Origin of the sequence: Segatella baroniae DSM 16972 = JCM 13447 (genome assembly GCF_000426585.1) — a bacterium.
In the GTDB taxonomy this organism is placed as follows: Bacteria; Bacteroidota; Bacteroidia; order Bacteroidales; family Bacteroidaceae; genus Prevotella; species Prevotella baroniae.
The window spans coordinates 18,996-40,952 of record NZ_AUFQ01000002.1; the positions used below are offsets into that span (position 1 = coordinate 18,996).

The 21,957-nt window shown below is 56.5% G+C and carries 15 protein-coding genes; 6 read left to right on the forward strand and 9 right to left on the reverse strand.

Annotation, left to right across the window (positions count from 1 at the left end; translation table 11 throughout):
- Positions 1-31 precede the first annotated feature (31 nt).
- The gene (locus tag K334_RS0101940) at positions 32-2,164 is read right to left on the reverse strand and encodes a glycoside hydrolase family 97 protein (RefSeq protein WP_025881861.1); all 2,133 of its coding nucleotides are present in this window, start codon (positions 2,162-2,164) and stop codon (positions 32-34) included.
- A 78-nt stretch (positions 2,165-2,242) separates the two neighbouring features.
- Complete coding sequence (locus K334_RS0101945; protein WP_027444419.1) at positions 2,243-4,936, reverse strand: 4-alpha-glucanotransferase; 2,694 nt, start codon at positions 4,934-4,936, stop codon at positions 2,243-2,245.
- A 70-nt stretch (positions 4,937-5,006) separates the two neighbouring features.
- On the opposite strand from K334_RS0101945, the gene K334_RS14695 reads away from it, so the two are divergent.
- Positions 5,007-5,186: a hypothetical protein gene (locus K334_RS14695; RefSeq protein ID WP_154655523.1), complete on the forward strand. Its 180-nt coding sequence runs from the start codon at positions 5,007-5,009 to the stop codon at positions 5,184-5,186.
- Positions 5,187-5,286: 100 nt separating this feature from the next.
- Here the strand turns inward: K334_RS14695 and K334_RS0101955 are convergent, their stop codons facing one another.
- On the reverse strand, positions 5,287-6,609 hold the full coding sequence (locus tag K334_RS0101955; protein ID WP_027444420.1) for an MFS transporter: 1,323 nt from the start codon (positions 6,607-6,609) through the stop codon (positions 5,287-5,289).
- Positions 6,610-6,693: 84 nt separating this feature from the next.
- On the reverse strand, positions 6,694-7,719 hold the full coding sequence (locus tag K334_RS0101960; RefSeq protein ID WP_021589588.1) for a LacI family DNA-binding transcriptional regulator: 1,026 nt from the start codon (positions 7,717-7,719) through the stop codon (positions 6,694-6,696).
- Positions 7,720-8,084: 365 nt separating this feature from the next.
- Here K334_RS0101960 and K334_RS0101965 point away from each other — a divergent pair, with 365 nt between their 5' ends.
- The 5 genes from K334_RS0101965 (at position 8,085) to K334_RS14700 (ending at position 16,154) form a co-directional block, all read left to right on the forward strand.
- A complete protein-coding gene (locus tag K334_RS0101965; RefSeq protein ID WP_154655535.1) occupies positions 8,085-11,267 on the forward strand; it encodes a SusC/RagA family TonB-linked outer membrane protein in 3,183 nt (1,060 codons plus the stop codon).
- A 24-nt stretch (positions 11,268-11,291) separates the two neighbouring features.
- A complete protein-coding gene (locus tag K334_RS0101970) occupies positions 11,292-12,920 on the forward strand; it encodes a RagB/SusD family nutrient uptake outer membrane protein (protein WP_027444422.1) in 1,629 nt (542 codons plus the stop codon).
- An 18-nt stretch (positions 12,921-12,938) separates the two neighbouring features.
- Positions 12,939-14,093: a SusE domain-containing protein gene (locus K334_RS0101975; RefSeq protein WP_081658007.1), complete on the forward strand. Its 1,155-nt coding sequence runs from the start codon at positions 12,939-12,941 to the stop codon at positions 14,091-14,093.
- A 63-nt stretch (positions 14,094-14,156) separates the two neighbouring features.
- The gene (locus K334_RS0101980; RefSeq protein ID WP_027444423.1) at positions 14,157-15,608 is read left to right on the forward strand and encodes an Outer membrane protein SusF domain-containing protein; all 1,452 of its coding nucleotides are present in this window, start codon (positions 14,157-14,159) and stop codon (positions 15,606-15,608) included.
- 15 nt (positions 15,609-15,623) lie between these two features.
- Positions 15,624-16,154, forward strand: a complete 531-nt coding sequence (locus tag K334_RS14700; RefSeq protein ID WP_154655524.1) for a hypothetical protein — start codon at positions 15,624-15,626, stop codon at positions 16,152-16,154.
- Positions 16,155-17,283: 1,129 nt separating this feature from the next.
- Here K334_RS14700 and galK read toward each other — a convergent pair.
- From galK to K334_RS0102010, 5 genes are all read right to left on the reverse strand, one after another.
- Positions 17,284-18,429, reverse strand: coding sequence for a galactokinase (gene galK / locus K334_RS13305; RefSeq protein ID WP_051218640.1), 1,146 nt, complete (start codon positions 18,427-18,429; stop codon positions 17,284-17,286).
- 81 nt (positions 18,430-18,510) lie between these two features.
- On the reverse strand, positions 18,511-19,023 hold the full coding sequence (locus tag K334_RS0101995; RefSeq protein ID WP_025881851.1) for a GNAT family N-acetyltransferase: 513 nt from the start codon (positions 19,021-19,023) through the stop codon (positions 18,511-18,513).
- Between the two features lie 7 nt (positions 19,024-19,030).
- Positions 19,031-19,231, reverse strand: coding sequence for a hypothetical protein (locus K334_RS0102000; protein ID WP_021589544.1), 201 nt, complete (start codon positions 19,229-19,231; stop codon positions 19,031-19,033).
- Between the two features lie 80 nt (positions 19,232-19,311).
- Positions 19,312-21,042 carry an RluA family pseudouridine synthase gene (locus K334_RS0102005; RefSeq protein WP_051218628.1) on the reverse strand — a complete coding sequence of 577 codons (1,731 nt, stop codon included), beginning with the start codon at positions 21,040-21,042 and terminating at the stop codon, positions 19,312-19,314.
- Positions 21,026-21,931 (reverse strand): YitT family protein, encoded by a 906-nt coding sequence (locus tag K334_RS0102010; RefSeq protein ID WP_025881895.1) that lies wholly within the window; start codon positions 21,929-21,931, stop codon positions 21,026-21,028. The genes K334_RS0102005 and K334_RS0102010 overlap by 17 nt, the downstream gene beginning before the upstream one ends.
- Positions 21,932-21,957 lie beyond the last annotated feature (26 nt).

The window sequence follows — 21,957 nt, forward strand, 5'->3', positions numbered from 1 at the left end:
TCCAACACAGCGGAGAAAGGGCGAGAAATGATTATTTGGCAATCAAAGAGATGGCAAAACCGCCACCGGGAGCCTGCGTCAACTTCAGCGTGTCACCCTTCTTGACCACCCGTCGGGTGATGGTATAGGCCTTGGGGTTGTCCTTGTAGTGCGCATCCTTGGCGTCGGCATAAACCGTACACTCGTATTTGCGGCCCTTGTCGAGGAAGTCCAGCTTGACAATACTCCTGTGACCGTTCTCATCGCACTTGCCTCCGACAAACCAATTGTCGGTTCCTTTGGCCTTGCGCGCCACCGTAATGTAGTCTGCCGGCTCGGCCTCCAGGTATCTGCTTTCATCCCAATCACAGGCCACATCCTTGATGAACTGGAACGCGTCGTTGAACTTCGCGTAGTTCTCGGGCAAGTCGGCCACCATCTGGAGCGGGCTGTACATCGTCACATAGAGGGCCAGCTGCCCCACCAACGTCGTGCGAACCCACGACTTGTTGTTGCTCCACGTGCTGAGTTGGGTCTCCAGAATACCCGGCGTATAGTCCATCGGACCACCTTGAAGGCGCGTGAAAGGCAGGATGACGGTGTGGTCCGGGCGGTTGCCGCCGAACGCTTCATACTCCGTTCCACGTGCGCTCTCGTTCCCCACCAAGTTGGGATAGGTGCGGCAGAGGCCCGTCGGGCGCACAGCCTCGTGCGCGTTGACCATGACACGGTGCTTGGCAGCCTCTTTCACCACGTAGAGATAGTGCTCGTTCATGGACTGTGAGAAATGATGGTCGCCCCGTGGGATGATGTCGCCCACGTAACCGCCCTTCACGGCATCGTAACCATACTGGTTCATCAGCCTGAACGCATTCTCCATGTGGCGCTCGTAGTTGCCCACGCTGGAGCTTGTCTCGTGGTGCATCATGAGTTTCACGCCCTTGGAGTGGGCATATTCGTTGAGATATTTCAAGTCGAAATCGGGATAAGGCGTCACGAAATCGAAGACATCGCGCTTCCAATGGTTGGCCCAGTCTTCCCAACCGACGTTCCATCCCTCCACCAGCACCTGGTCGAGGCCGTTGGCGGCGGCGAAATCGATATACTTCTTCACGTTGGCCGTGGTCGCCCCGTGGCGTCCGTTGGGCTTCGCCTTCGTCCAGTCAATGCGGTCCAGCTTGATGGAAGGGTATTCGTCGGTGTAGTTCCATGAGCTTTTTCCGACGATCATCTCCCACCACACCCCGCAATACTTGGTCGGATGAATCCAACTCGTGTCCTCGATTTTGCAAGGTTCGTTGAGGTTCAGGATGAGATTCGACGACAACATGTCGCGCGCGTCGTCGCTGACGAGCACCGTGCGCCACGGCGTCTGACACGGCGTTTGCATGCAACCTTTCAGTCCGGTGGCGTCGGGCGTGAGCCAACTCTCGAAGACAAAGTTCTTGTCGTCCAGGTTCAGGTGCATCGTGGCGTAGTCGACGCACGCCGCTTCATGGATGTTGATGTAGAGTCCGTCGGCGGTCTTCATCTGCAAAGCCGTCTGCACGCCCGTCGGAGAGAAGACGGCCACCGACGAGTTCTTCCAGTTGACCGCGTCGTTGAAGCGTCCCCGTATCTCGGAGAGCCTGCTTTCCTGCGTCTCCTGCTCCTGCGTGTCGTAGTCGCCGGGCAGCCACCACGCCTTGTGGTCGCCCGCCATGGCAAACTGCGTGTGCTCTTCCTTGATGAGGAAGTAGTTGAGCGCCTTCTGCTGGGGGAACTCGTAGCGCAGTCCCATGCCGTCGTCATACACCCGGAAGCGGATGATGACATTGCGGTGGGTGGCCGGTTGGTTCAGGCTCACCTCCAATTCGTTGTAATGGTTGCGTATGGTGGCCGTCTCGCCCCACACCGGTTTCCACGTCTCGTCGAATGTCGACGTCTTGGTGTCGGCGATTTTGAAACCGTCCATCAGGTCGGTTTCCTTCATTTTGCGCGACGCGTGCCTGTCCTTAGCCAGTTCCAAACCCAGTCGGCTGGGCTTGATGACGCTCTTGTCCTTAAACGTCAACTCGTAGGTAGGCACGCCATTGCCTGTCAAAGAGAACGTCAGTTTGACCTTACCATTGGGCGACGTCACCGTCTGGGCGGCCGCCAGCATGGGCAACAGCACCATGGCGAGAAAAGTTTTGATTCGGTTCATGATTCTAAAAGTAATGTGATGGTTTCGTTCAAACGCGGCTTTCCCGCCCGAAAGGCACGGACGGGAAAGCCAAAGGGATTATCTTCCGCTTTCGGCCACCAGCTCGGCGACGTTCTCGCGGAAGCTTTCGTTGGCCATAAGCTCCTCTATCGTCATGTGCATGCGGTAGCGCCAATAGTGCTTGGGGTTGGCCGGAATGTTGATTCGCTCGGCATTGGGGTCGTCCAGACGCAGCCGTTCATCGATGGACAGCCAGTCCTGGATGGACAACACGCAGAGCATGGAGGGCGAACACAGGTGGCGGCTCACGATGTCGCGGGCCAACCAGCCCGGCAACGGATGGGGAGCGCCGCCCGACCGATGGAGCATGGTGCTGTAATAGGCCTGCGTGCGCTCGTCGTCCTCGTCCCACCACTGCCGCAGCGTGGGCATGTCGTGGCTTGAGATGGTGCAGACGGAACGGTAGGGATTGTCTTCCAGATAGCCGAAACGCACCTTCGGGTTCTTCGGCATGCTCTGTAGTTCGAGGCTCAAGACCTTCAGTTCGTTCATCACCCAGGGCACACAGTCCGGCACCATGCCCAGATCTTCGGCGCAAACGAGCATGCGCGTGGCCTGAACGAGCTTCGGCAACTTCTTCATAGCCTCACGATACCAGAAGTGGTTGTTGCGACGATAGAAGTAATCATTGTACAAGCGGTTGAAAGTAGCCTTGTCGCTGTCGTACAAAGCCTCGTAGGTGAAGTCGAACTGAGCGCTGATGCGCGGGTGGAAAAGGTTGGCATCCTTGCGGTCGCGCACGAAAAGCACGTTGCTGATGAGGGCGTACAAGCCGTCGCGGAGCCACAACGCCTGCTCGTCGGTGGCGTCGGCGAAGGCCGCCTCCACCTTTTTCTGCGTGTCATACTCGGGCTTCATGGCCCAGATGTCGTCGTGCAGATGTTGCAGATAGGTGTCTTTCACGCGCTGGGCGTTCGCCCGGAACACGCGGTCGACAACCCAATCGGCGATGAACGGCGTGGTGAAATGCTCCTCCTGGAAGCGCAAACCATAGGCTTCTATCTCCTCGCGGGTCATGCCGAGAGCCGGCGTGAACTGGCCCAGAAGGCCATGGACGGCGTCGGCGGGAATCTCCCAAATACGGAAGAAGCCCAATACGTGGTCAATGCGGTAGGCATCGAAGAACTTCCGCATGTGCTGGAAGCGGCGCACCCACCACGCGCAGTCGTCCTTCAACATGGCTTCCCAGTTGTAGGTAGGGAAGCCCCAGTTCTGCCCATTGACAGAGAAATCATCGGGAGGAGCCCCCGCCTGTCCGTTCAGATTGAAGTACTTAGGTTCCATCCACACGTCGCAACCGTAGCGATTGACCCCAATCGGGATGTCGCCTTTTAAGATAACACCCTTCTTGCGGGCATATTCGTGGGCGGCCTCCATCTGCGAATTGAGGATAAATTGCACGAAATAATAAAACTCTACCTGCTTATAAGCCTTTCTGGTTGTAGCCGACAGGGCCGCACGATCGGCCTCGTTCCACGTCTGATGGTCGGGCCAACGGCTGAAGTCGGCCGTTCCGTAGGTGTCGCGCAGGTGGCAATACTGGGCGTAAGGCACGAGCCACTGCTGCGCTTCCTTGAAGAACGCCTTGTATTCGGGCGTCTTCAGCAGCGCCTTTCCCTCCTGGGCGTAGAGTTCTTTCAGGTATTCGAGCTTGGCACGGTTCACCTGTTCGTAGTCAATCTGGCTGAGGGCGTTGAGCTGTTGGCGCAGGGCTTCGAAGTCGTTGCGCTTCTTCGGGTCGTTCAGCGCGGGCAGACGGCCGAGGTCGGCATACTGCGGATGGAGCGCGAAGATACTGATGCAGCTGTAGGGATAGGAATCCGTCCAGGTGTGGGTGGTCGTCGTATCGTTGATGGGCAGCAGTTGCAGCACCCGTTGGCGGGTCTGTGCCACCCAGTCGATCATCTTCCGGAGGTCGCCGAAGTCGCCCACGCCGAAGCTGGTCGTGCTCCGGAGCGAGAAGAGGGGCACCAACGTGCCGGCCAACTTGCGGTTCCACAGCTCGAAGAAGGCCTGGTCCAGCTCGTAGACGACGGCCTCGCCGTCCTCCAAGTCCATCGTCTCCACGGTGCGGTTCAGCCCCGTCTCCCACATCGGGTCGGCCTCGTCGCTGCCGAGAGCCACAAATTTGAACTCGATGACATCATCCTCGAACGCATCGGCATTGAGGTCGACGATCCATTCGTTGAAGTTGTGCTCATACATGGGCACTGCCTTGGCCGGATTCCACGCCCCCAGCACGTCGCTCTCGCCGCAGACGGCCAGCCGCTGGTCGCCCCGCAGCTGGGGGGCACGCACCACCAGGCGCACGGTCTTGGCGAAAGCCGTGGGATTCACCACCGCCGTCTTGCGACGGTTGACGCACTCCGTGAAGACCGAACTGTAGAGATAGGAGTCTTCGGGAATGTCGATCCACTTGTCGAAGATACGATACGTGTCGGCTTTGATTAGGTTCAGGTTGAGCGTGTGGCACTCGGTGGACCACTCGTGGCGGCGTTCGCTGCCCTCGCAGTCCACACTATAGAAATAGGTGAGCACACGGGCGAGATTGTCTTTCTTGAGTTCCAGCGCGCAAGTCCAGCGCAAACCGTCGACCGTGGCCATGCGGTATTGCGCGACGCGCTCGTTTCCTGACTTGTCGGTATCGACACAATTCAGCAACAGTTCTTCACCGAAGACTGTCCGATAGTCTATGTTGAAATATAAGTTCATAGTGAATGGTTAGTAAATACGCTCCAAAATTAACAATAATCCATGGTCGCCGCTTTCGCGACGAAAGGTATTGATGGAAAAAGAAATGCAATCGTTTGCATGGAGAAAAGGGTTGTTGAGGGATGAAAGCAAAGGGATGACGGGCGGAACATGGGCCTATGGCTTTGCAAAAGCATGGCTTTCAGCGCGCAAGAGCATAGCGACCGGCGTGCAAAAGGGCTGCTTTGAGCGGCTGAAAGGGCTGCTTTGAGGAGCTGAAAGCAGCCCTTTGTCAACACCGCCGCAAACTTATTGATTCTCAACCACTTGACAATCCGTGTCAGCACGACGGCCGCCGGTGCCGCAACCCTCTATTTCTCCTTGACGAATGACACGCACAGGGCGCCCACACCCAGCAGAACGCCGGCCACAATCATCATGTTGGACTGGTCGGAACCCACCAAGTGGAGCAGCACGCCACCCAGAAGGGCGGCCACAATCTGCGGAACACAGATGGTACCGTTGAACAATCCGAGGTAAGCGCCCATGTGACCGTAGCCTTGCAGGGCGTTGGTGACGAAGGTGAAGGGCATGGCCAGCATGGCCGCCCAGGCGCAACCGATGAGCAGGAAGGCAGCGAACTGGCCGTACTGGTTGGGGATGAACGGCACCAGGGCAAAGCCGATGCCTCCCAGCAAGAGGCTCAGCGCGTAGGCAAACTTGCGGTTCTTGAACTGCGGAAGCACCATGGCCCAGACCACACTGCCCATGGCTTGCACGGCATAGAGTATCCCCACCCAGTTGCCGGCCACCTGATAGGCCTCGGTCGACGTGGCGTGCGGGTCGAGCATGTCCACGTTCCAGCACGTGTCGGCGATGGCGCCGTTGGTATAGGTCCACATGTACATCAGCGCGGCCCAGCAGAAGAACTGCACCAGGCCCACCTGCCAGAATGTCTTGGGGGCTTTCTTCAGCAGCGTGAGCCAGTTGTCGCCCTCCTCCTTGCCCTTCACGTCAGCGCGTTCGCCGTTGTAGCGCGCGTATTCCTGCGGATTCCACTCCTTCACTTTCAGCGTGGTGTAGACGACACAGAGTATCAGGATGGCCGCGCCGATGTAGAACGACCAGATGACGGAGTCGGGAACAATGCCCGGCGCGGCCGTATTGGCAATACCCAAGGCCGTAAAGAGGAAGGGAAAGACAAAACCCACCACGCTACCCGAGTTGCAAAGGAAGCTCTGAATACTGTAGGCCAGCCCCTTCTGCCGCTCGTTCACCATGTCGCCCACCAGCATTTTGAAGGGCTGCATGGCCATGTTGATGCTGGTGTCGAGGAACATCAGCGACACCAAACCAAAGCCCATGGCGGCCGAAACGGTCAGTCCGAGCGAACCGGCGTTGGGCAACAGGCACATCACCAGCACCGCCAGAGCGGCTCCGATGAAGAGATAAGGGACGCGACGGCCGAACCGGCACCACGTTTTGTCGGACAACGTGCCGACAATTGGCTGAACCAGAATCCCCATCAGCGGTGGAAGAATCCAGAAATAACTCAGGTTGTGCGGGTCGGCACCTAACGTAGCGAAGATTCTTGAGATGTTGGCGCTCTGTAGCGCGTAAGCAATCTGTACGCCAAAGAATCCAAAACTCAGATTCCATAGGCCCCAGAAATTCATGTCCGGTTTTTGTTTCATTTTCGTAATATATTGTTTTTGTTATTCAGCATTTAGGTTTTGGCCACATCATTCAGCTGTGGTGAGCGGAATATCGGGCAACGTTTAGTGCGTCGTGCCCCGGATAATCAGTCGGGTTCTCACGATTCTCTTCTCCACTTTATCCATGGGAATAGAGCCTTCGACCTGTCCTATCAAGATATTGGCAGCCTCTTCGCCCACCCTTTTGCCTCGTTGCTCGACGGTGGTGAGCATGGGATCGCAGGCTATGGCGCGTTCGCCATTGGTAAATCCGCAGATACTCACATCCTCGGGAACCCGAAATCCCTGGCGTTTTGCCGAATAGAGAATGCCGATGGCGGTGTCGTCGTTGACAGCGAAGAAGGCGTCGGGACGTGGTTCGGCCGCCAGGATGTCTGGGGTGATGGCTTCCGCGTCGACCCGGTTGTCACAATAGCGGATCAGGTGCTCGTCGGGGGTGATGCCGTTGTTGAGCAAGGCGTCGCGATAACCGTTGTAGCGGTTCTTCGAAATCTCCAGTTTCATGGACGTTCCGTAGAACGCGATGCGCCTGCAGCCCGTGTCTATCAGGTGCTTCACGGCCGTATAGGCGCCCATGTAGTCGTCCACCACGACGCGACTGGCGTCGACTCCCGTGCATATCCGGTCGTAGAAGACCAGCGGAAGACCATGTTCCATGAGCTTGGAGAAGTGGTCGTACCGCTGCGTGTCTTTGGCTTGGGAGACGATGACGCCGCAAACCTTGTTCTCATAGAACGACTGGCAGAGCGCCACCTCACGTTCGTACTTCTCGTTGCTCTGCGCCACGAGGATGCGATAGCCCCGCGTCGAGGCTTCTTCCTCTATGCCGCTGAGGATGGAAGAGAAGTAGAAGTGGTTGAGTTGGGGGATGATGACGCCAATCAACTTCTGCGGTCGGACGCGGCTGTTGCGCAAACTCTCGGCTATGACGTTGGGATAGAAATTATGTTCGCGCGCGTAGGACTGGATCATCTGCCTGCGTTCGAGGCTGATGCGCGGGCTGTTCTTCAGCGCACGAGATACCGTCGACACGGAAATGCCCAGTTCCCGCGCGATATCCTTCATTGTTATAGGTGTAGTTTCAGCCATGGTGATGTTACAGGATAGTAGGTTCAAGAACTTCAAAATGAAGCGGCTGTCGTGCCATTCTCAATCTTTACGGTGGTACGGGTGCAAAGATAGCGCAAAACGGCAGTATCTTTGTTTGCGCAAAAGTAAAAAAAAACTTTCTAAAGCGCAAACGTTTGCACATCAAAAGCGGCATTTTCGGCCTCAAAAGGGTGACAACATTTCAAGAATCGGACTACTTTTGCAGCGTTGGCCATCGAACGCCATGCGCAAATCGTGGCGCCAACCACCTAATGACAAGTACATCTCGCCCTGAAAGGGCCTTCTTCCGACCGACGATAATTACTATTATATAAATAACGTTAACTTAAAACCAAAGCAAAATGATGAAGCAGGTAAAATTCAGATTACCGCTAAGGACGTATGTTCTCTTGTTGGGAATACTCCTTTCTGTCAGCGCCTTTGCACAACAAATCAGTGTCAAGGGACATGTTAAGGATGCAACCGGCGAACCAATCATCGGAGCCACCGTCAGAGCCGCAGGCCAACAAGGGGGCGCCGTTACCGATTTTGACGGTAACTTCACGATTCAGGCAGCCAAAGGCACTCTTATTACGATTTCATACATCGGTTATCAGCCGGCTAAAGTTGCGGCAGCGGAAAATGTGATCGTGACATTGCAGGAAGATAATCAGACATTGAAGGACGTCGTGGTCATCGGTTACGGCCGTGCCAAGAAGTCCGACCTCACCGGTTCGGTCACCGCCATCAAGCCGGATGACATGAACCACGGATTGCAGACAAACGCGCAGGACATGATCAGCGGCAAGATTGCCGGCGTGAGCGTCGTGAACGACGGTGGAAAGCCCGGCGGCGGCGCCACCATCCGCATCCGAGGAGGCTCGTCGCTCAATGCAAGCAACGACCCGTTGATCGTCATTGACGGGTTGGCCATGGACAACTATGGCGTGCAGGGATTGTCCAATCCGCTCTCGATGGTCAACCCCAACGACATCGAAAGCTTCACCGTATTGAAAGACGCTTCGGCAACGGCCATCTACGGAAGCCGTGCTTCCAACGGCGTCATCATCATCACGACCAAGAAAGGACGTGCGGGACAGGCACCGAAGGTGAGCTACAACGGCAACATCTCCATCGCTTCGAAGAAGAAGACGCTGGATGTGATGAACGCGGCGGAGTACCGTGAGTTCATCAAAAACACATACGGTGAGGACAGCAAGGCCTACAAGGCGCTGGGATGGTATGACGTGAAGGAGACAAACGTTGAGAAAACGTATGACAAGGACGGCAAGTTCACGGGCTACAAGGGCACCTACGAGCAGGGAGAGCAGCACTTTGCCGACACGGATTGGCAGAACGAGATTCTCCGCACGACCGTTTCGCACGACCACAACGTCACGGTGGCCGGCGGTTTGAAGAACCTTCCCTATCGCGTTTCCTTGGGTTACACCAACAATGAGGGTATCGTCAAGACGAGCAAGTTCGAGCGTTACACGGCCAGCCTCAACCTTTCGCCCTCTCTTCTCAACGACCATTTGAAGTTCAACATCAACGGCAAGGGCATGATCGCCAAGAGTCGCTATGCTGACGAAGGCGCCATCGGAGCCGCACGCTACATGGACCCGACCAAACCCGTGACGGCGACAGGCAACGACGTATATACCAAATACTTCGGGGGCTACACCCAGTGGTACACCTCTTCCACTTATATGGACAAGACCTGGCTTCAGACCCGCAACCGCTTCGCCACCGCCAACCCCGTGGCACTGCTCGAACAGAAGAACGACCGTGCCACTTCCAAGTCGTTTGTCGGCAACATCGAGGTGGACTACGCCTTCCATGGACTCGAAGACCTGCATATCCACATGAACGGGGGTGCCGATTACTCCACCGGAAAGCAGAACACGACCATCAGTCCCTACTCCACGACGAACAACTACTACGGCTATGACGGCTGGAACTCTAAGGATTCGTACAATCTTTCATACAATGCCTACATGCAATATATGAAGGATTTCGACAAGATTCACCATCTCGACGCCATGGCCGGCTATGAATGGCAACACTTCCACGTGAAGAGTGACCGCAACGGTTACGGCTGGATTCCCTCTACAAGCGAAGCGACTGTCGAGACATTCAACCCCGATGGCTCGCACAAAGCTAACGAGCCGCTGGCCAACACCAAGTATGACGCGCCTTCGACAGAGACCAAATACGCCAGCGAATACTATCTGGTGTCTTTCTTCGGTCGACTGAACTACAGCCTGATGGACCGCTATCTCCTCACCTTCACGCTGCGTAGCGACGGTTCTTCGCGCTTCAGCAAGGACAACCGCTGGGGCGTATTCCCGTCGGCAGCCTTCGCCTGGAAGATGAAAGAGGAGTCGTTCCTCAAGGATATCAATGTGATCAACGACGCCAAGCTCCGCCTGGGTTGGGGTGTCACGGGCCAACAGGAAGGTATCGGCGACTATGGCTACATCGAAACGTACAAGCCCAATGCCGACCACGCTTACTACAACATCGGCCTGAACAATGGTGTCACCTACCGTCCGGACGCTGTCAACAAGGATTTGACATGGGAAAAGACGACTACTTACAACGCCGGTATCGACTTGAGCTTCCTCAATGACCGGCTGATGTTCAATCTCGACTGGTATTATCGCAAGACGACGGACCTGATCAACACCGTCTATATGGCTGCCGGAAGCACCTTCCGCAACAAGCTGACCAGCAATATCGGAAGCCTGCACAACACCGGTTTCGAGTTCGGCGCTACCGTCCGCCCCATCCAGACCAAGGATTTCCGCTGGGAACTGAACTACAACTTCACCTACAACAAGAACAAAATAGACGAACTTGTCAGTGGAAACGGCGACAACTACTACGTCGAGACGGGTGGCATCTCTGCCGGAACGGGTGGCAATATCCAAGCGCATGCCGTGGGACATGCCGCAAGTTCATTCTACGTTTACCAGCAGGCATACGACAAGGACGGCAAGATGATTCCCAACACCTACGTCGACCGCAACGGAAACGGCTACATCGACAGTGGCGACCGCTACTTCTACTACAAGCCGACACCCGACGTGACGATGGGATTGGGCTCCAAGATGATTTACAAGAACTGGGACTTCAGCTTCGCCATGCGTGCCAGCCTCGGCAACTATGTCTACAATGACAACCTGGCGGGTGCCATCAACGTAGGTTCAGGTTCCATCTTCTCGCTGGGATATCTTGCCAACCGTCCGAAAGACGCCGTGGCATTGGGTCTCACCAATCCGCTCACCGAGCAGTTCTATTCCGACGCTTTCGTCGAGAACGCTTCCTTCCTGAAGATGGACAACATCACGCTGGGCTACAGCTTTGCCAACTTGCTCAAGGGCAAGAGCTACAACGGAATCAGCGGTCGTGTGTACGCCACCGTCCAGAACGTGTTCACCATCACCAAATACAAGGGCCTCGACCCCGAGATTTCCAACGGAATCGACCGCTCTCTCTACCCCCGTCCATTCACGATGGTACTCGGTCTCAACCTGAACTTCTAAGCAGATCTATTAAAGAAAACGATTATGACACTTACAAACATCAAACATATACTGCCTGCAACTGCACTTGCCATCGCCTCTTTTGGCCTTACGGCTTGCGTGGGAGACCTGGATGTGAAGAACATCAACCCACAGAAGGTCACAGAAAACAACCTGAACGGCAACTTCACGAAGATCTATGCCAACATGGTTTTGACCGGACAGACCGGTCCCGCTGGTGATGGAGACATCGATGACATCGACGAAGGCACGTCAAGTATGATCCGACAACTGTGGAACGCCAATGAACTTCCGACGGACGAAGCCCACTGCATCTGGGGCGACGCGGGCATTCCCGAGTTCAACCACAATGCCTGGAGCGACAGCCACCCCATGATGAAGGCGCTCTACTACCGCCTTTACTTCGGAATCACGCTGGCCAACTCCTTCCTCGAACAAACGGCGAGCGAGACAAGTGACGTCGTTCTCACCCAAAGAGCTGAGGCACGCTTCCTCCGTGCCATGTATTATTCCTACCTGATGGACCTCTATGGCAACGTTCCCTTCGTCACAACAATCACTGCCGAGCTTGCTCCACAGGCATCGCGGCAGCAGGTTTACGACTTCGTCCAGGCCGAACTGAAGGACATCAGCGGCGAAGGAGAGGGCAAGGAAGTGCTCAACGACCCGAAAGCCCGTGCCGCATACGGCCGCGCCGACAAGGCCGCAGCCTGGCTGTTGCTCTCCCGCAACTACCTGAACGCCGAGGTCTACACCGGCAAGGCCGCCTGGGCCGACGCGCAGAAGTACGCCCAGAAGGTGCTCGACGACGGCACCTACGACCTCTGTAAGAGCGGAACCACCAACTACTCGGCATTCCAGCTGCTCTTTATGGGCGACAACGACAAGAACGGAGCACAGAAAGAAATCATCCTGCCGGCCATCCATGACGGTCAGGAGACGCAGACTTGGGGCGGATGTCTCTTCATCATCGCCTCCACCTGCAACGACAAAATCAAAGACAAATATCCTTACGGAACGTCGGAGAACTGGGGTGGCAACCACGCCCGCAAGCAGTTTGTCGAGAAATTCTTCCCCAACGGCGGCTACGCCACGGGTACTCCCGACAAGGTAGCGGCTTCGGCAAAAGACAACCGCGCCCTCTTCTACAACGACGGCCACTCGCTGAGCATTGAGAAGGAAAGCGATTTCACCAAAGGTTTCGCCTATGTGAAGTTCCTCAACACGCATTCCGACGGCACGGCGCCCAAGCACACGCAGTTCGTAGACACCGACTTCCCCATGTTCCGTGCCGCAGAGGCCTATCTCAACATTGCCGAGGCCGACGCACGGCGGCACGGCGGCAAATGTTCGGACACCGGCCTGAAGATGGTCAACGAACTCCGCAAGCGTGCCAACGCTACCCAGGTGACGGCATTCACGCTCAACAACATCTGCGACGAGTGGTCCAGAGAGTTCGCCTTCGAAGGACGCCGCCGCATGGACTTGATTCGCTTCGGCAAATTCGGCGGCCAAAGCTTCTACAAATGGGAGTGGATGGGCGGCACCCAGTATGGAACGCCATTCGACAAGCACCTCAACATCTATCCAATTCCTAACAGCGACCTGAACGCCAACGGCAATTTGAAGCAGAATACAGGTTACGGTAAATAACGATTAACTGACAAAATTATGAAAAAGATCAATATAATGGCAGCATTGCTGATGGGCGCCGTCGTTCTCACGTCATGTGAAACCGACCGTGACGACAACCCTCGGCTCAACGTTCCCAATACATTTACACAACTGACACCGGCCATCGGCGAGAATGTCGTCAATCTGAAGAACAGCGAATCCATAGAGTTCAAGGCTGAGAAGGCTCCCGACTACGGCTTCCCCACGGAAACTTCCTACTGGATTCAGTTCACCGAGGCGGCCGATTTCTCAGACCCCGCGAAGGTGGCGTCGACCGATACGAAGGGAAAATCGGTCACCTACGAGGCTCCCGCCAATGAGATTGACCTCGGACTGATGAAACTTCGCGGCTACGAAGAGGCCGACCAGGTGAATGAAAACGAAGTGATCACGCTCAAGGTACGCCTCGTGGCCAGCCTGTCGCACGCCACCGACAGCAGCTCCTACGTCTATTCGCAGCCGCAGACCATCAAGGTGACGCCCTACTTCCTCAAGGAGAAGTTGCCGAAGTTCTGGTATCTCATCGGTGGTATCGTCGCCGATGGTTCCTGGAGCAACGATCCGGCCAAGATCGGCACGTCGCTTACGCCGATGTACATCAAGGCCGGCCAGTCCTACAACCGCTTCACGGGCGACGGTCTCATCGAGTATGTGGGCTATTTCACCGAAGGAGAGTTCAAGATTCTGGCCCCCGAAGGCCTCAGCAACTGGAACTACGGCATGGGCGGTGGTGACTTGAAGGACGGAGAAGGCTACAAGTACCGCGACGGAGGCGACGACACGGGCAACCTCACCTGCTCGAAGGCAGGCTACTACCGTATCACCATCGACACGAAAGAGCATGTGATGAAGACCGAGGAATACGCTCCGGAAGATCCGGTGAAGAAATATACGTCGATGAAAGTGGGCGATACGGACATGAAACCTGTCACGACAGTGGCCGGAGGCGAGAACCACGACTGGACCGCCACGGTGACTTTGTCCAACGTCAACATGAAATTCACGGCCAACACCGGCACCGCCTGGGGCACATCGGCCTTCCCCTGCGGTATCGCCACCACCGACGGAGGCCAGATTCCCGTAACGGCCGGCACCTACAAGATATTCTTCAACGACATCACGGGTGCCTACATGTTTATCGAGCAGAAATAAATAAAACCATGGGAACGGGGGAAAAGCATGGCGACTACCCCCTTCCCACAAACAGAAAACATCATGAAACTAAAATCATACATGATTGCGGCGGTCGCCCTGATGGGCCTGACAGCCTGCAACGAGGACTTTGGCGACTGGACCAACCAGGCCGGCAACAAGCAGGAAGCAGCCATCAACTTCGGCAACGGCAAGGTGACGGAAGTGGGCGTGATCGACCTTGCCCAATATCCGAAGGCTCCCGCCGACACCGACTCGGTGAAAGTGTGCACGATCGTGGCACCGACGACAACCTACAAGGAGACCACCAACCTCTATTTCATCAACTTGGGCGACAAGGAATATGCCGTAAGCGTCACCGGCAACATGCTGGTCAAGGACCTGAAAGCCTACGTGGAGAAGACGTTCGGCCTGCGGCCTGTCGAGAGAACTGTCACAACCACCGTCACAGCCTACACCGGCGACGGCAAGACGGCCGTCAAGAACACGCTCGTGGCGCAGTCCGGCAAATTCAATGTCAAGGTGATTCCGCAGGCACCGTTCATCGACGAGAAGGGCTACTACATCGTCGGCAACGTCAACAGCTGGAGTCTCATGCGCGACGAAGCCATGCACCTGACCAACGGAGGGGCCGACCCATACGACGTTCCTGAGTTCACGGTCGACCTGAAGCCCGTCGACGGCCTTGAGACCTACGAAATCAAACTGGCTCCGGCGTCCGCTTTCGGCGCCGACGACAAGGTCAGCAACTGGGGCAACGTGCTGTCTTCAGCCGACAGCGACCCCGTAGCAGCCAACTCGGGAACCATCAGCACCACCAACGCGGGCGGCAACATCAAGTTCGCTGCCGTAGAAGGTGCCAAGAAATACCGCATCAAGGTGAATGTGCTCAACGGCACTTACGAGGTGACGGCGATGAGCAATCCCGAACTTTACCTCACCGGCAGCAACTACAGCTGGGGCGGCACGTGGCTCAACCTGCATCCTGTCAACGGCAACGACGACGCTTTCTGGAGAATCATCTACCTGCACAAGGACGAGCAAATCAAGTTTGCGCCGCAAGCAGGCTGGGGCAACGACTTCGGCGCCCAGTACAAGATGGTGGACGAAGCCGGAGCCAACCCCTCTGGAACCGACAACATCGTCATCGGCAACGCAGGCTGGTATCTCGTCTATGTCAATACCAAGCCAACGGTGAAGACCGTTTCGTTCCTCAAGCCCACCGTCTACCTCATCGGCAACACGGCCGGCGAATGGAATGTCAACGCCAGCCACGCCTTCACCACGCCGACCGAAGAGAACGGCGAGTTCGTTTCACCTGCGTTTGCGGCTGATGACGACGTGCGCATGTGCGTCAGCTTCGACGGTTACGACTGGTGGCGCACCGAGTTCATCCTCAATGCGGGCGGGAAGATCGACTTCCGTGAGAATGGTGGCGAACAGACTCGCGTGAAAGGAGTCAAGGGCCAGCGCGCTTACCTCAACTTCACGACGCTCAGCGGCAGCTACAAGTAGACACAAGCCACCACCATGAAAGAGTGGGAAGCCCATAGCGGCCTCCCACTCTTTTTGCTTTTGGGCCATGAAGGGTGCGCCGTCGCGCCGCCAAATGGCCGAATCCAAAGGGATTTCCCCTTGCGCGAAATGCTTCATCAAGAACCTTTCCGCAAAGATTGGAGTCATGCTCATAACACTAAATCCCGACAGGGAAAAGACACTTGCGGCGCAGGCTTACCGCAAGCGCAGGCCCATGTCTTTGCCAAAGCAGCCCTTTCACCCGACAAAAGCACAGCTTTGACAAGCCCAAAGCTGTGCTCTCACCTGCTCAAAGCAGTGATTTCAACTGCTCAAAGCAGTGCTTTCACCTATTCAAAGCTGTGGTTTGACACGCCCAAAGCTGTGGTTTCACCTGTTCAAAGCTTTGGTTTGACACACCCAAGCAGTGATTTCAACTGCTCAAAGCAGTGGTTTCACCTGCTCAAAGCTGTGCTTTCACCTATTCAAAGCTGTGGTTTGACACGCCCAAAGCTGTGGTTTCACCTGCTCAAAGCTGTGCTTTGACACACCCAAAGCTGTGGTTTCACCTGCTCAAAGCTGTGCTTTGACACACCCAAAGCAGTGCTTTCACCTGCTCAAAGCTGTAGTTTGACACGTCCAAAGCTGTGCTTTTGCAAAGGGCAATGAGCCTGTTTCGCAACTCATCGACACACGCGCAAGAGACAGGGGAGATCGGTTGCAAGCAGACCAACCGTCACTCGGTAGCCGGCGCAACCGGTGTTCCTGATTTCCAACAATCAATCACTCCTCCTTGCCCGCCAACAACCCATGCTTGCCCCCCAACCACCCATGCTTGACCCCTCGTTTAAACCCTATCGGTTCATAGGAGCATGGTCATGCAGTACTGTGCGCCTGCAACCGCATGGCGGTTGGTCCTTTTAGAGCAGGCTTACATGACTGCACCCGAGGCCTTCCTGCGGGTATTGAAGCCAGCGGCTTCACCTCTCCGTAACCCCCGGTCATGCCGAAGGATGACCGGGGGAGGTGTGCCCGCCAGCCATCCGTCGACCCTGGAGGGGTCGCCCACGGTCATCACGGCTGTCTTTGGGCGACCCTTCCAGGGTCGATTTCCGCTTTGCCTTTCATCCCCTGGTCACTCCGCTTCGCAGAGATGACCAGGGGTTATCGAGCGATGAAGCCGCTGGCTTCACTTCTTGCGCAGTCTGCGACAGGCATTTCTTGATACTCAATAGTTCATTGGGGACACTATCATGGTGCATTGCGCATGCAACTACTTGGCGGTTGTAGGCGGGGTGTAAGCGGTAGTGTGCGCAGTACGGCATGACCATCGTCCAAAGAACGCTTGGGGATAAAAAAGACCAAGGCCTTCGGCCTAGATTTCTCTGTCACTGGTCAGGCAGGGTAGCTCACTTCGCTCGCAACCCAGCCCTTTAAAAAGGCCAACCGCTACGCGGTAGCAGGCGAAGTACAAGCAGTAGTTTGCGCACAGTACACCACAATCATATTCAAATGAACCTATTGGGGACAATTACTTGCATTTTGAATCCCAATGGGCGCTTTGGGTTGAAAGCCAATGGTGAATCGGAAGGCGGGAGGCAGGCGAGCCATCAAACATAAAAGCAGCAATCCACGGGTGGGATTGCTGCTTTATATGGAGATTGGAACGGCTGTCTTATGCCTCCAGACGGCGCGAACCGTCGCCGATGACCACGTCGTAGACGAGAGGTTCCTTGCCGAAACGCTCGTTGTACTTGGCCTTCGCCGTGGCGATGAAGCGGTCGTAGAGGTCGTCTTTCACCAGGTTGATGGTGCAACCGCCGAAGCCTCCGCCCATGACACGCGAACCAGTGACACCGCATTCGCGGGCGATGTCGTTGAGATAGTCCAGCTCTTCGCACGACACCTTGTAGTCCTTGCTCAGTCCTTCGTGCGTGAGATACATCATCCGGCCCACGGTGTCGTAGTCGCCGTGGGTCAGCGCGTCGGAAACGGCCAGCACACGGTCCTTCTCACCCAGCACGTACTTGGCGCAACGGTAGTCCTCTTCAGGGATTTCGGCCTTCACTTCGTCGAGCCACTCCCATGAAGCGTCGCGCAAAGTCTCCACGCCCTCGTGGCGTTTGGCGATGTGCGCCACGGCATTCTCGCAGCTGCGACGGCGGTCGTTATAGGCCGACGAGGCCAATTCGTGCTTCACGCAGGAGTTGAGCAATACCAAACGGTAGCCTTCGGGATTGAAGGGGAAGTACTCGAACTCGCTCGAACGGCAGTCGAGACGCATGAGATGGCCTGCCTTACCGAAGACAGAAGCGAACTGATCCATGATTCCGCAGTTCACGCCCACGTACTTGTGCTCGGTGGCTTGACCTACGCGGGCCAGCTCGAACTTCTCAATCTTGTTCTCGCCGAACAGCTCGTTGATGGCGAAAGCGAAGCAACTCTCCAGCGCGGCCGATGAAGACATGCCGGCACCGAGGGGCACATCGCCCGCGAAAGCTGTGTCGAAGCCCTGAACGGCTACGCCACGAGCCATCATTTCACGGCAAACACCGTAGATATAGCGTGCCCAGCTGGCTTTCGGGCCTTGCTCGTCGTTGAGGTCGAACGCTGCTTCGTCGTTGAGATCGATGGAGAACGCGTGTACGGTTTGTGTGCCGTTGGGACGGATGGCGGCAATCATGCCCTTGTCAACGGCCCCCGGGAACACGAAGCCCCCATTGTAATCGGTGTGCTCTCCTATGAGATTGATGCGGCCCGGAGAGGCATAGAAGCACTCGGCGGGCTGACTGAAGTGTTTGCAGAAAGCGTCGGCAACCATCTGGGTTGTGAGCGTTGTCGTTTGTTTTGTCATAATCTTTTAGGTATTTAGTTATATGAATTAAATCAAAATGCTGTGGTATCACTCGACTGAAAGAAGTTTCTCGAAGGCCAGCCGCGGGCCTTTGTCGCCGTAATCAATCTCGCCGCACGCCACGTAACCCGTGCTTTGCAGGATGGAAAGCATTTGCGTATTGTCGAAATTGGTGTCTATCTTCAGGCTGCCGACGCCCTGGCGGAGGGCATGTCGCTCGGCTTCATGGATGAAACGGCGGCCGTAGCCCCGGCCCCGGGTCCGCGTGTCGACGGCCAGACGGTGGATGACGAAGTAGTCGCCATGGGTCAGCCAGTGGGCCGAAGGCTGCGTGTAGGCCGGCTCGCAGTTCATGCCGACGGTGCCATAGGCCACGATTCGCCCGTCGTCCGCGAGCAGAAAAGCGCGTCCGAGGGCGATGTCCTGCCGGACGACGGCCTCCGACGGATAGTCGGGCGTCCATTGCTTGCGACCGTCGCGAATCATCTTCCAGCGGGCGTCGTCAATCAGTTGCCAGCAGGAAGCGAAGTCGTCGGCGTGGGCTTTGCGGAATTGAATCATGAAAAAGTCAATCGGACAACAACATGTCGGCCATTTCTTCGGGCGTATTGAAGGGCATGCCGTCGCTCAACTCGTCGTCGGTGAAGCCCCGGAGCACCATTTTGGCTTCTTTCTCGTCCATCACTTTCCGCCCGTCGGCGTCTTCCTTGGCCAGCATGGCGGCCAGCACGGCGGCACGGTAGTTGTCGATTTCTTCTTGTGAAAACATAGGTAAGGTGGTTTATGAGTTGCAAATATCTACATTTTTAATGATACTTGCAAGTGAAAAAAGGCAATTTAATGTTAACGTTAGAAGTCGGGCGGGCACTCGATTTCCATCTTCCGGCCCGTCAAGGGGTGGACGAACGCGAGGCGGGCGGCATGCAAGTACATGCGCGGAGCGGGCAAATCGCCGTAGAGCGGGTCGCCCACGATGGGCGCGCGGAGGCCTTCGGCATGGGCGCAGTGCATGCGCAGCTGGTGGGTGCGGCCCGTCTGTGGTCGCAGGGCCAGGCGCAGGAGCGTGCGACCGTCGCCGTCGGTCTGGCGGCCGATGACCTCATAGTCGGTGACGGCAGGCTTGCCATGCTGGCGGTCGACGCGTTGTCGGGGACGATCGAGGTAGTCCGGGGCAAGTGGAAGGCTGACAGTGCCACGCTGCCGGCCGTCGAGCAGGGGCGAATCGGCACGCGGGCGGACCAAGGCGATGTAGGTTTTGTGGATTCGGTGGCGCAGAAACAAGTCCTGAAGGGCGTGGTACATGTCTTCGGTCAGGGCGCAGAGGAGGAGTCCGCTGGTGTCCATGTCGAGCCGATGGGCCAACAGCAGGCCTTCGGCATGGGGCAACATGTGGCGCAACAGCGTGAGGGCCGACACGCGTTGACCCTTGCCCGGAACGGAAAGGAGGCCCGCCGGTTTGTTGACGGCGATGATAAAAGAATCGGAATAGACCGTTTCCAGCGTTTGTAGAGCCGCGGTGGCCGCGCTGTCGTTGGTGGAATCGGATGAAATAGGTAGATTGAGGTCGGCCGGTAGCAGGTCGCCGAGCATGAATCGCAGAATGGGCTTGCACTTGCCGTTGCAAGCCGGGTAGAAATGAAGGTGGTGGCGAACGGTGTCTTTCGGGCTTTCGCCCCACCAGAACATGGCCATTTGCAGCGGACGGAGCCCGTGGGTGAAGGCGTATTGCAGCAGTTTGGGCTCGCAACACTCGCCACTGCCGGCCGGTGGAAGGTCGGTCGGCGTGTCGGCGTGTGCCCAAATGGTCAGCAGGTCGGCCTCTTGTCCGTCCTTGTCGCGCATGTTGAATTGGGAAAAAAGCCAGCGTTGAAGATGGTCGGAGAGCTGACGACGGAGTCGACGCAGCTGGTCGAGGTCGTCTTGAAAGGCATTGTATTCTCTCTCTAAAGCCGTTTCGTTGCTCACCGACATCTTCAATCTGTGCAGTTCGGCCTTCATAAACTGGCTCTCACGGGTCAGCCGCTGTGTTTCTTCGGCCGTCAGGTCGCCCATTCTGCGGCGTTCGTCGCGGCGGGCCTTGGCCGTTTTCATCTCCTTCCTGTAGTTTTCGATGGTCTGCCGGCGTGTTTCTTCGAGTTGGCGAATCACGTCTTGCGCCACCTTCATCCGTTCGTCGCCTTCCAGTCGGCCTATGGCCTGGTTGATGCGGCTAATCTCCGCCTCGTGCCGTTTGAAGTAACCGTCGGGTTGGAGATAGTCGAACACGGCTGGAACGAAGCCTTCCCAGTCGCTGCGACCGTCTATCTGTCCCGAATAGGCGGCCAGATAGCCGACAGCCCCCGTCTCCTTGTCGGCCGCGACCAGCACGCCAAACATCTTGCCCTGGGCCGTTTCGCGGCGGAAAGCCTCGTCGATGGCATATCCTTCCACCGCTTCGCCCCGCAAGGCAGCCTGCAACAGCGACGCCGCGGCACGGCCATAAGCCTCCGGCTCATAGCAGAACGGGTTGTTGAATCGGCCGGGAAGGGGCGCGGAAAGGCGCAGCGGATGGAATGTCACGGTCTTAGGACTGGAGGGCATTGGGCTTCCTGCTGTCACGCAACTTCATCTTGAAGCGGTCGAAGCCCAGTCCGTAGACGCCGATGACGGCACTCTGCGACACGAAAGCGTTAGGGTCGATCTCCTCAATGAGCCGGAAGATGGAGGACGACTCGGTCTGGCGGGCCAGCACAAACAGTATTTTCACGTCCTTGCCGCTGTAGAATCCGTGGCCGTCGATGACGGTACAGCCGCGTTGCGCCCGCTCGTTGATGGCCTGGCCGATGGCCTGGCTCTTGTCGGAAATGATGAAAAACTGGACGGAACGCCGCATCATGTTGACGGCCTGGTCGATGAAGATGACGAAGATGAACAGGAAAACGTAGCCATAAATGACCATTTCCCAATCGTGAAGAACCAGGTAACTCGATGTGATGATGACCAAATCGCAGATGAAAACGATATGTCCGAGCGAGATGTCGTAGTACTTGTTGACCATCGCCGCTATCGTATCAGAGCCTCCTGTACTGGCATTGCACGCCAGTCCGAGCCCTGAACTGCCGCCCATGAAGAAAGCTCCGACGACGGTGGCCATGAACGGTTGGTCCTTCAGAAGGTGCGTATCTCCCATGAAGTGTTGGACGACGGCCAGCGTTCCGGTGAAGACGACGACGGCATAGATGGTCTTGGCGCAGAATTTCCAGCCGAGAAGCCAGAACGCCAGCAGCAGAAGTGAGATGTTGATGACCAGATAACTGGTCGTAACGGGGATGTTCAGTCCCCAATAGAGGATGGAGGCAATGCCTCCGACGCCTCCCATCGTGATGTGATTGGGCAGCATGAAGACGCCCAACCCTACGCTTCCCATCATCATGGCCAGCGCGATCAAGACGTAATCAAGCCACTCTCGATGTCTGTTTTTTCTTCCCATACATTGTCATTTGGGAACCAAAGTTA

Bases quoted from the DNA above. Each gene is read 5' to 3' on its own strand.
- K334_RS0101940 (WP_025881861.1), bottom strand. From the start codon at position 2,164: ATGAACCGAATCAAAACTTTTCTCGCCATGGTGCTGTTGCCCATGCTG.
- K334_RS0101945 (WP_027444419.1), bottom strand. From the start codon at position 4,936: ATGAACTTATATTTCAACATAGACTATCGGACAGTCTTCGGTGAAGAA.
- K334_RS0101955 (WP_027444420.1), bottom strand. From the start codon at position 6,609: ATGAAACAAAAACCGGACATGAATTTCTGGGGCCTATGGAATCTGAGT.
- K334_RS0101960 (WP_021589588.1), bottom strand. From the start codon at position 7,719: ATGGCTGAAACTACACCTATAACAATGAAGGATATCGCGCGGGAACTG.
- K334_RS0101965 (WP_154655535.1), top strand. From the start codon at position 8,085: ATGAAGCAGGTAAAATTCAGATTACCGCTAAGGACGTATGTTCTCTTG.
- K334_RS0101970 (WP_027444422.1), top strand. From the start codon at position 11,292: ATGACACTTACAAACATCAAACATATACTGCCTGCAACTGCACTTGCC.
- K334_RS0101975 (WP_081658007.1), top strand. From the start codon at position 12,939: ATGAAAAAGATCAATATAATGGCAGCATTGCTGATGGGCGCCGTCGTT.
- K334_RS0101980 (WP_027444423.1), top strand. From the start codon at position 14,157: ATGAAACTAAAATCATACATGATTGCGGCGGTCGCCCTGATGGGCCTG.
- K334_RS14700 (WP_154655524.1), top strand. From the start codon at position 15,624: ATGAAAGAGTGGGAAGCCCATAGCGGCCTCCCACTCTTTTTGCTTTTG.
- galK (WP_051218640.1), bottom strand. From the start codon at position 18,429: ATGGTTGCCGACGCTTTCTGCAAACACTTCAGTCAGCCCGCCGAGTGC.
- K334_RS0101995 (WP_025881851.1), bottom strand. From the start codon at position 19,023: ATGATTCAATTCCGCAAAGCCCACGCCGACGACTTCGCTTCCTGCTGG.
- K334_RS0102000 (WP_021589544.1), bottom strand. From the start codon at position 19,231: ATGTTTTCACAAGAAGAAATCGACAACTACCGTGCCGCCGTGCTGGCC.
- K334_RS0102005 (WP_051218628.1), bottom strand. From the start codon at position 21,042: ATGCCCTCCAGTCCTAAGACCGTGACATTCCATCCGCTGCGCCTTTCC.
- K334_RS0102010 (WP_025881895.1), bottom strand. From the start codon at position 21,931: ATGGGAAGAAAAAACAGACATCGAGAGTGGCTTGATTACGTCTTGATC.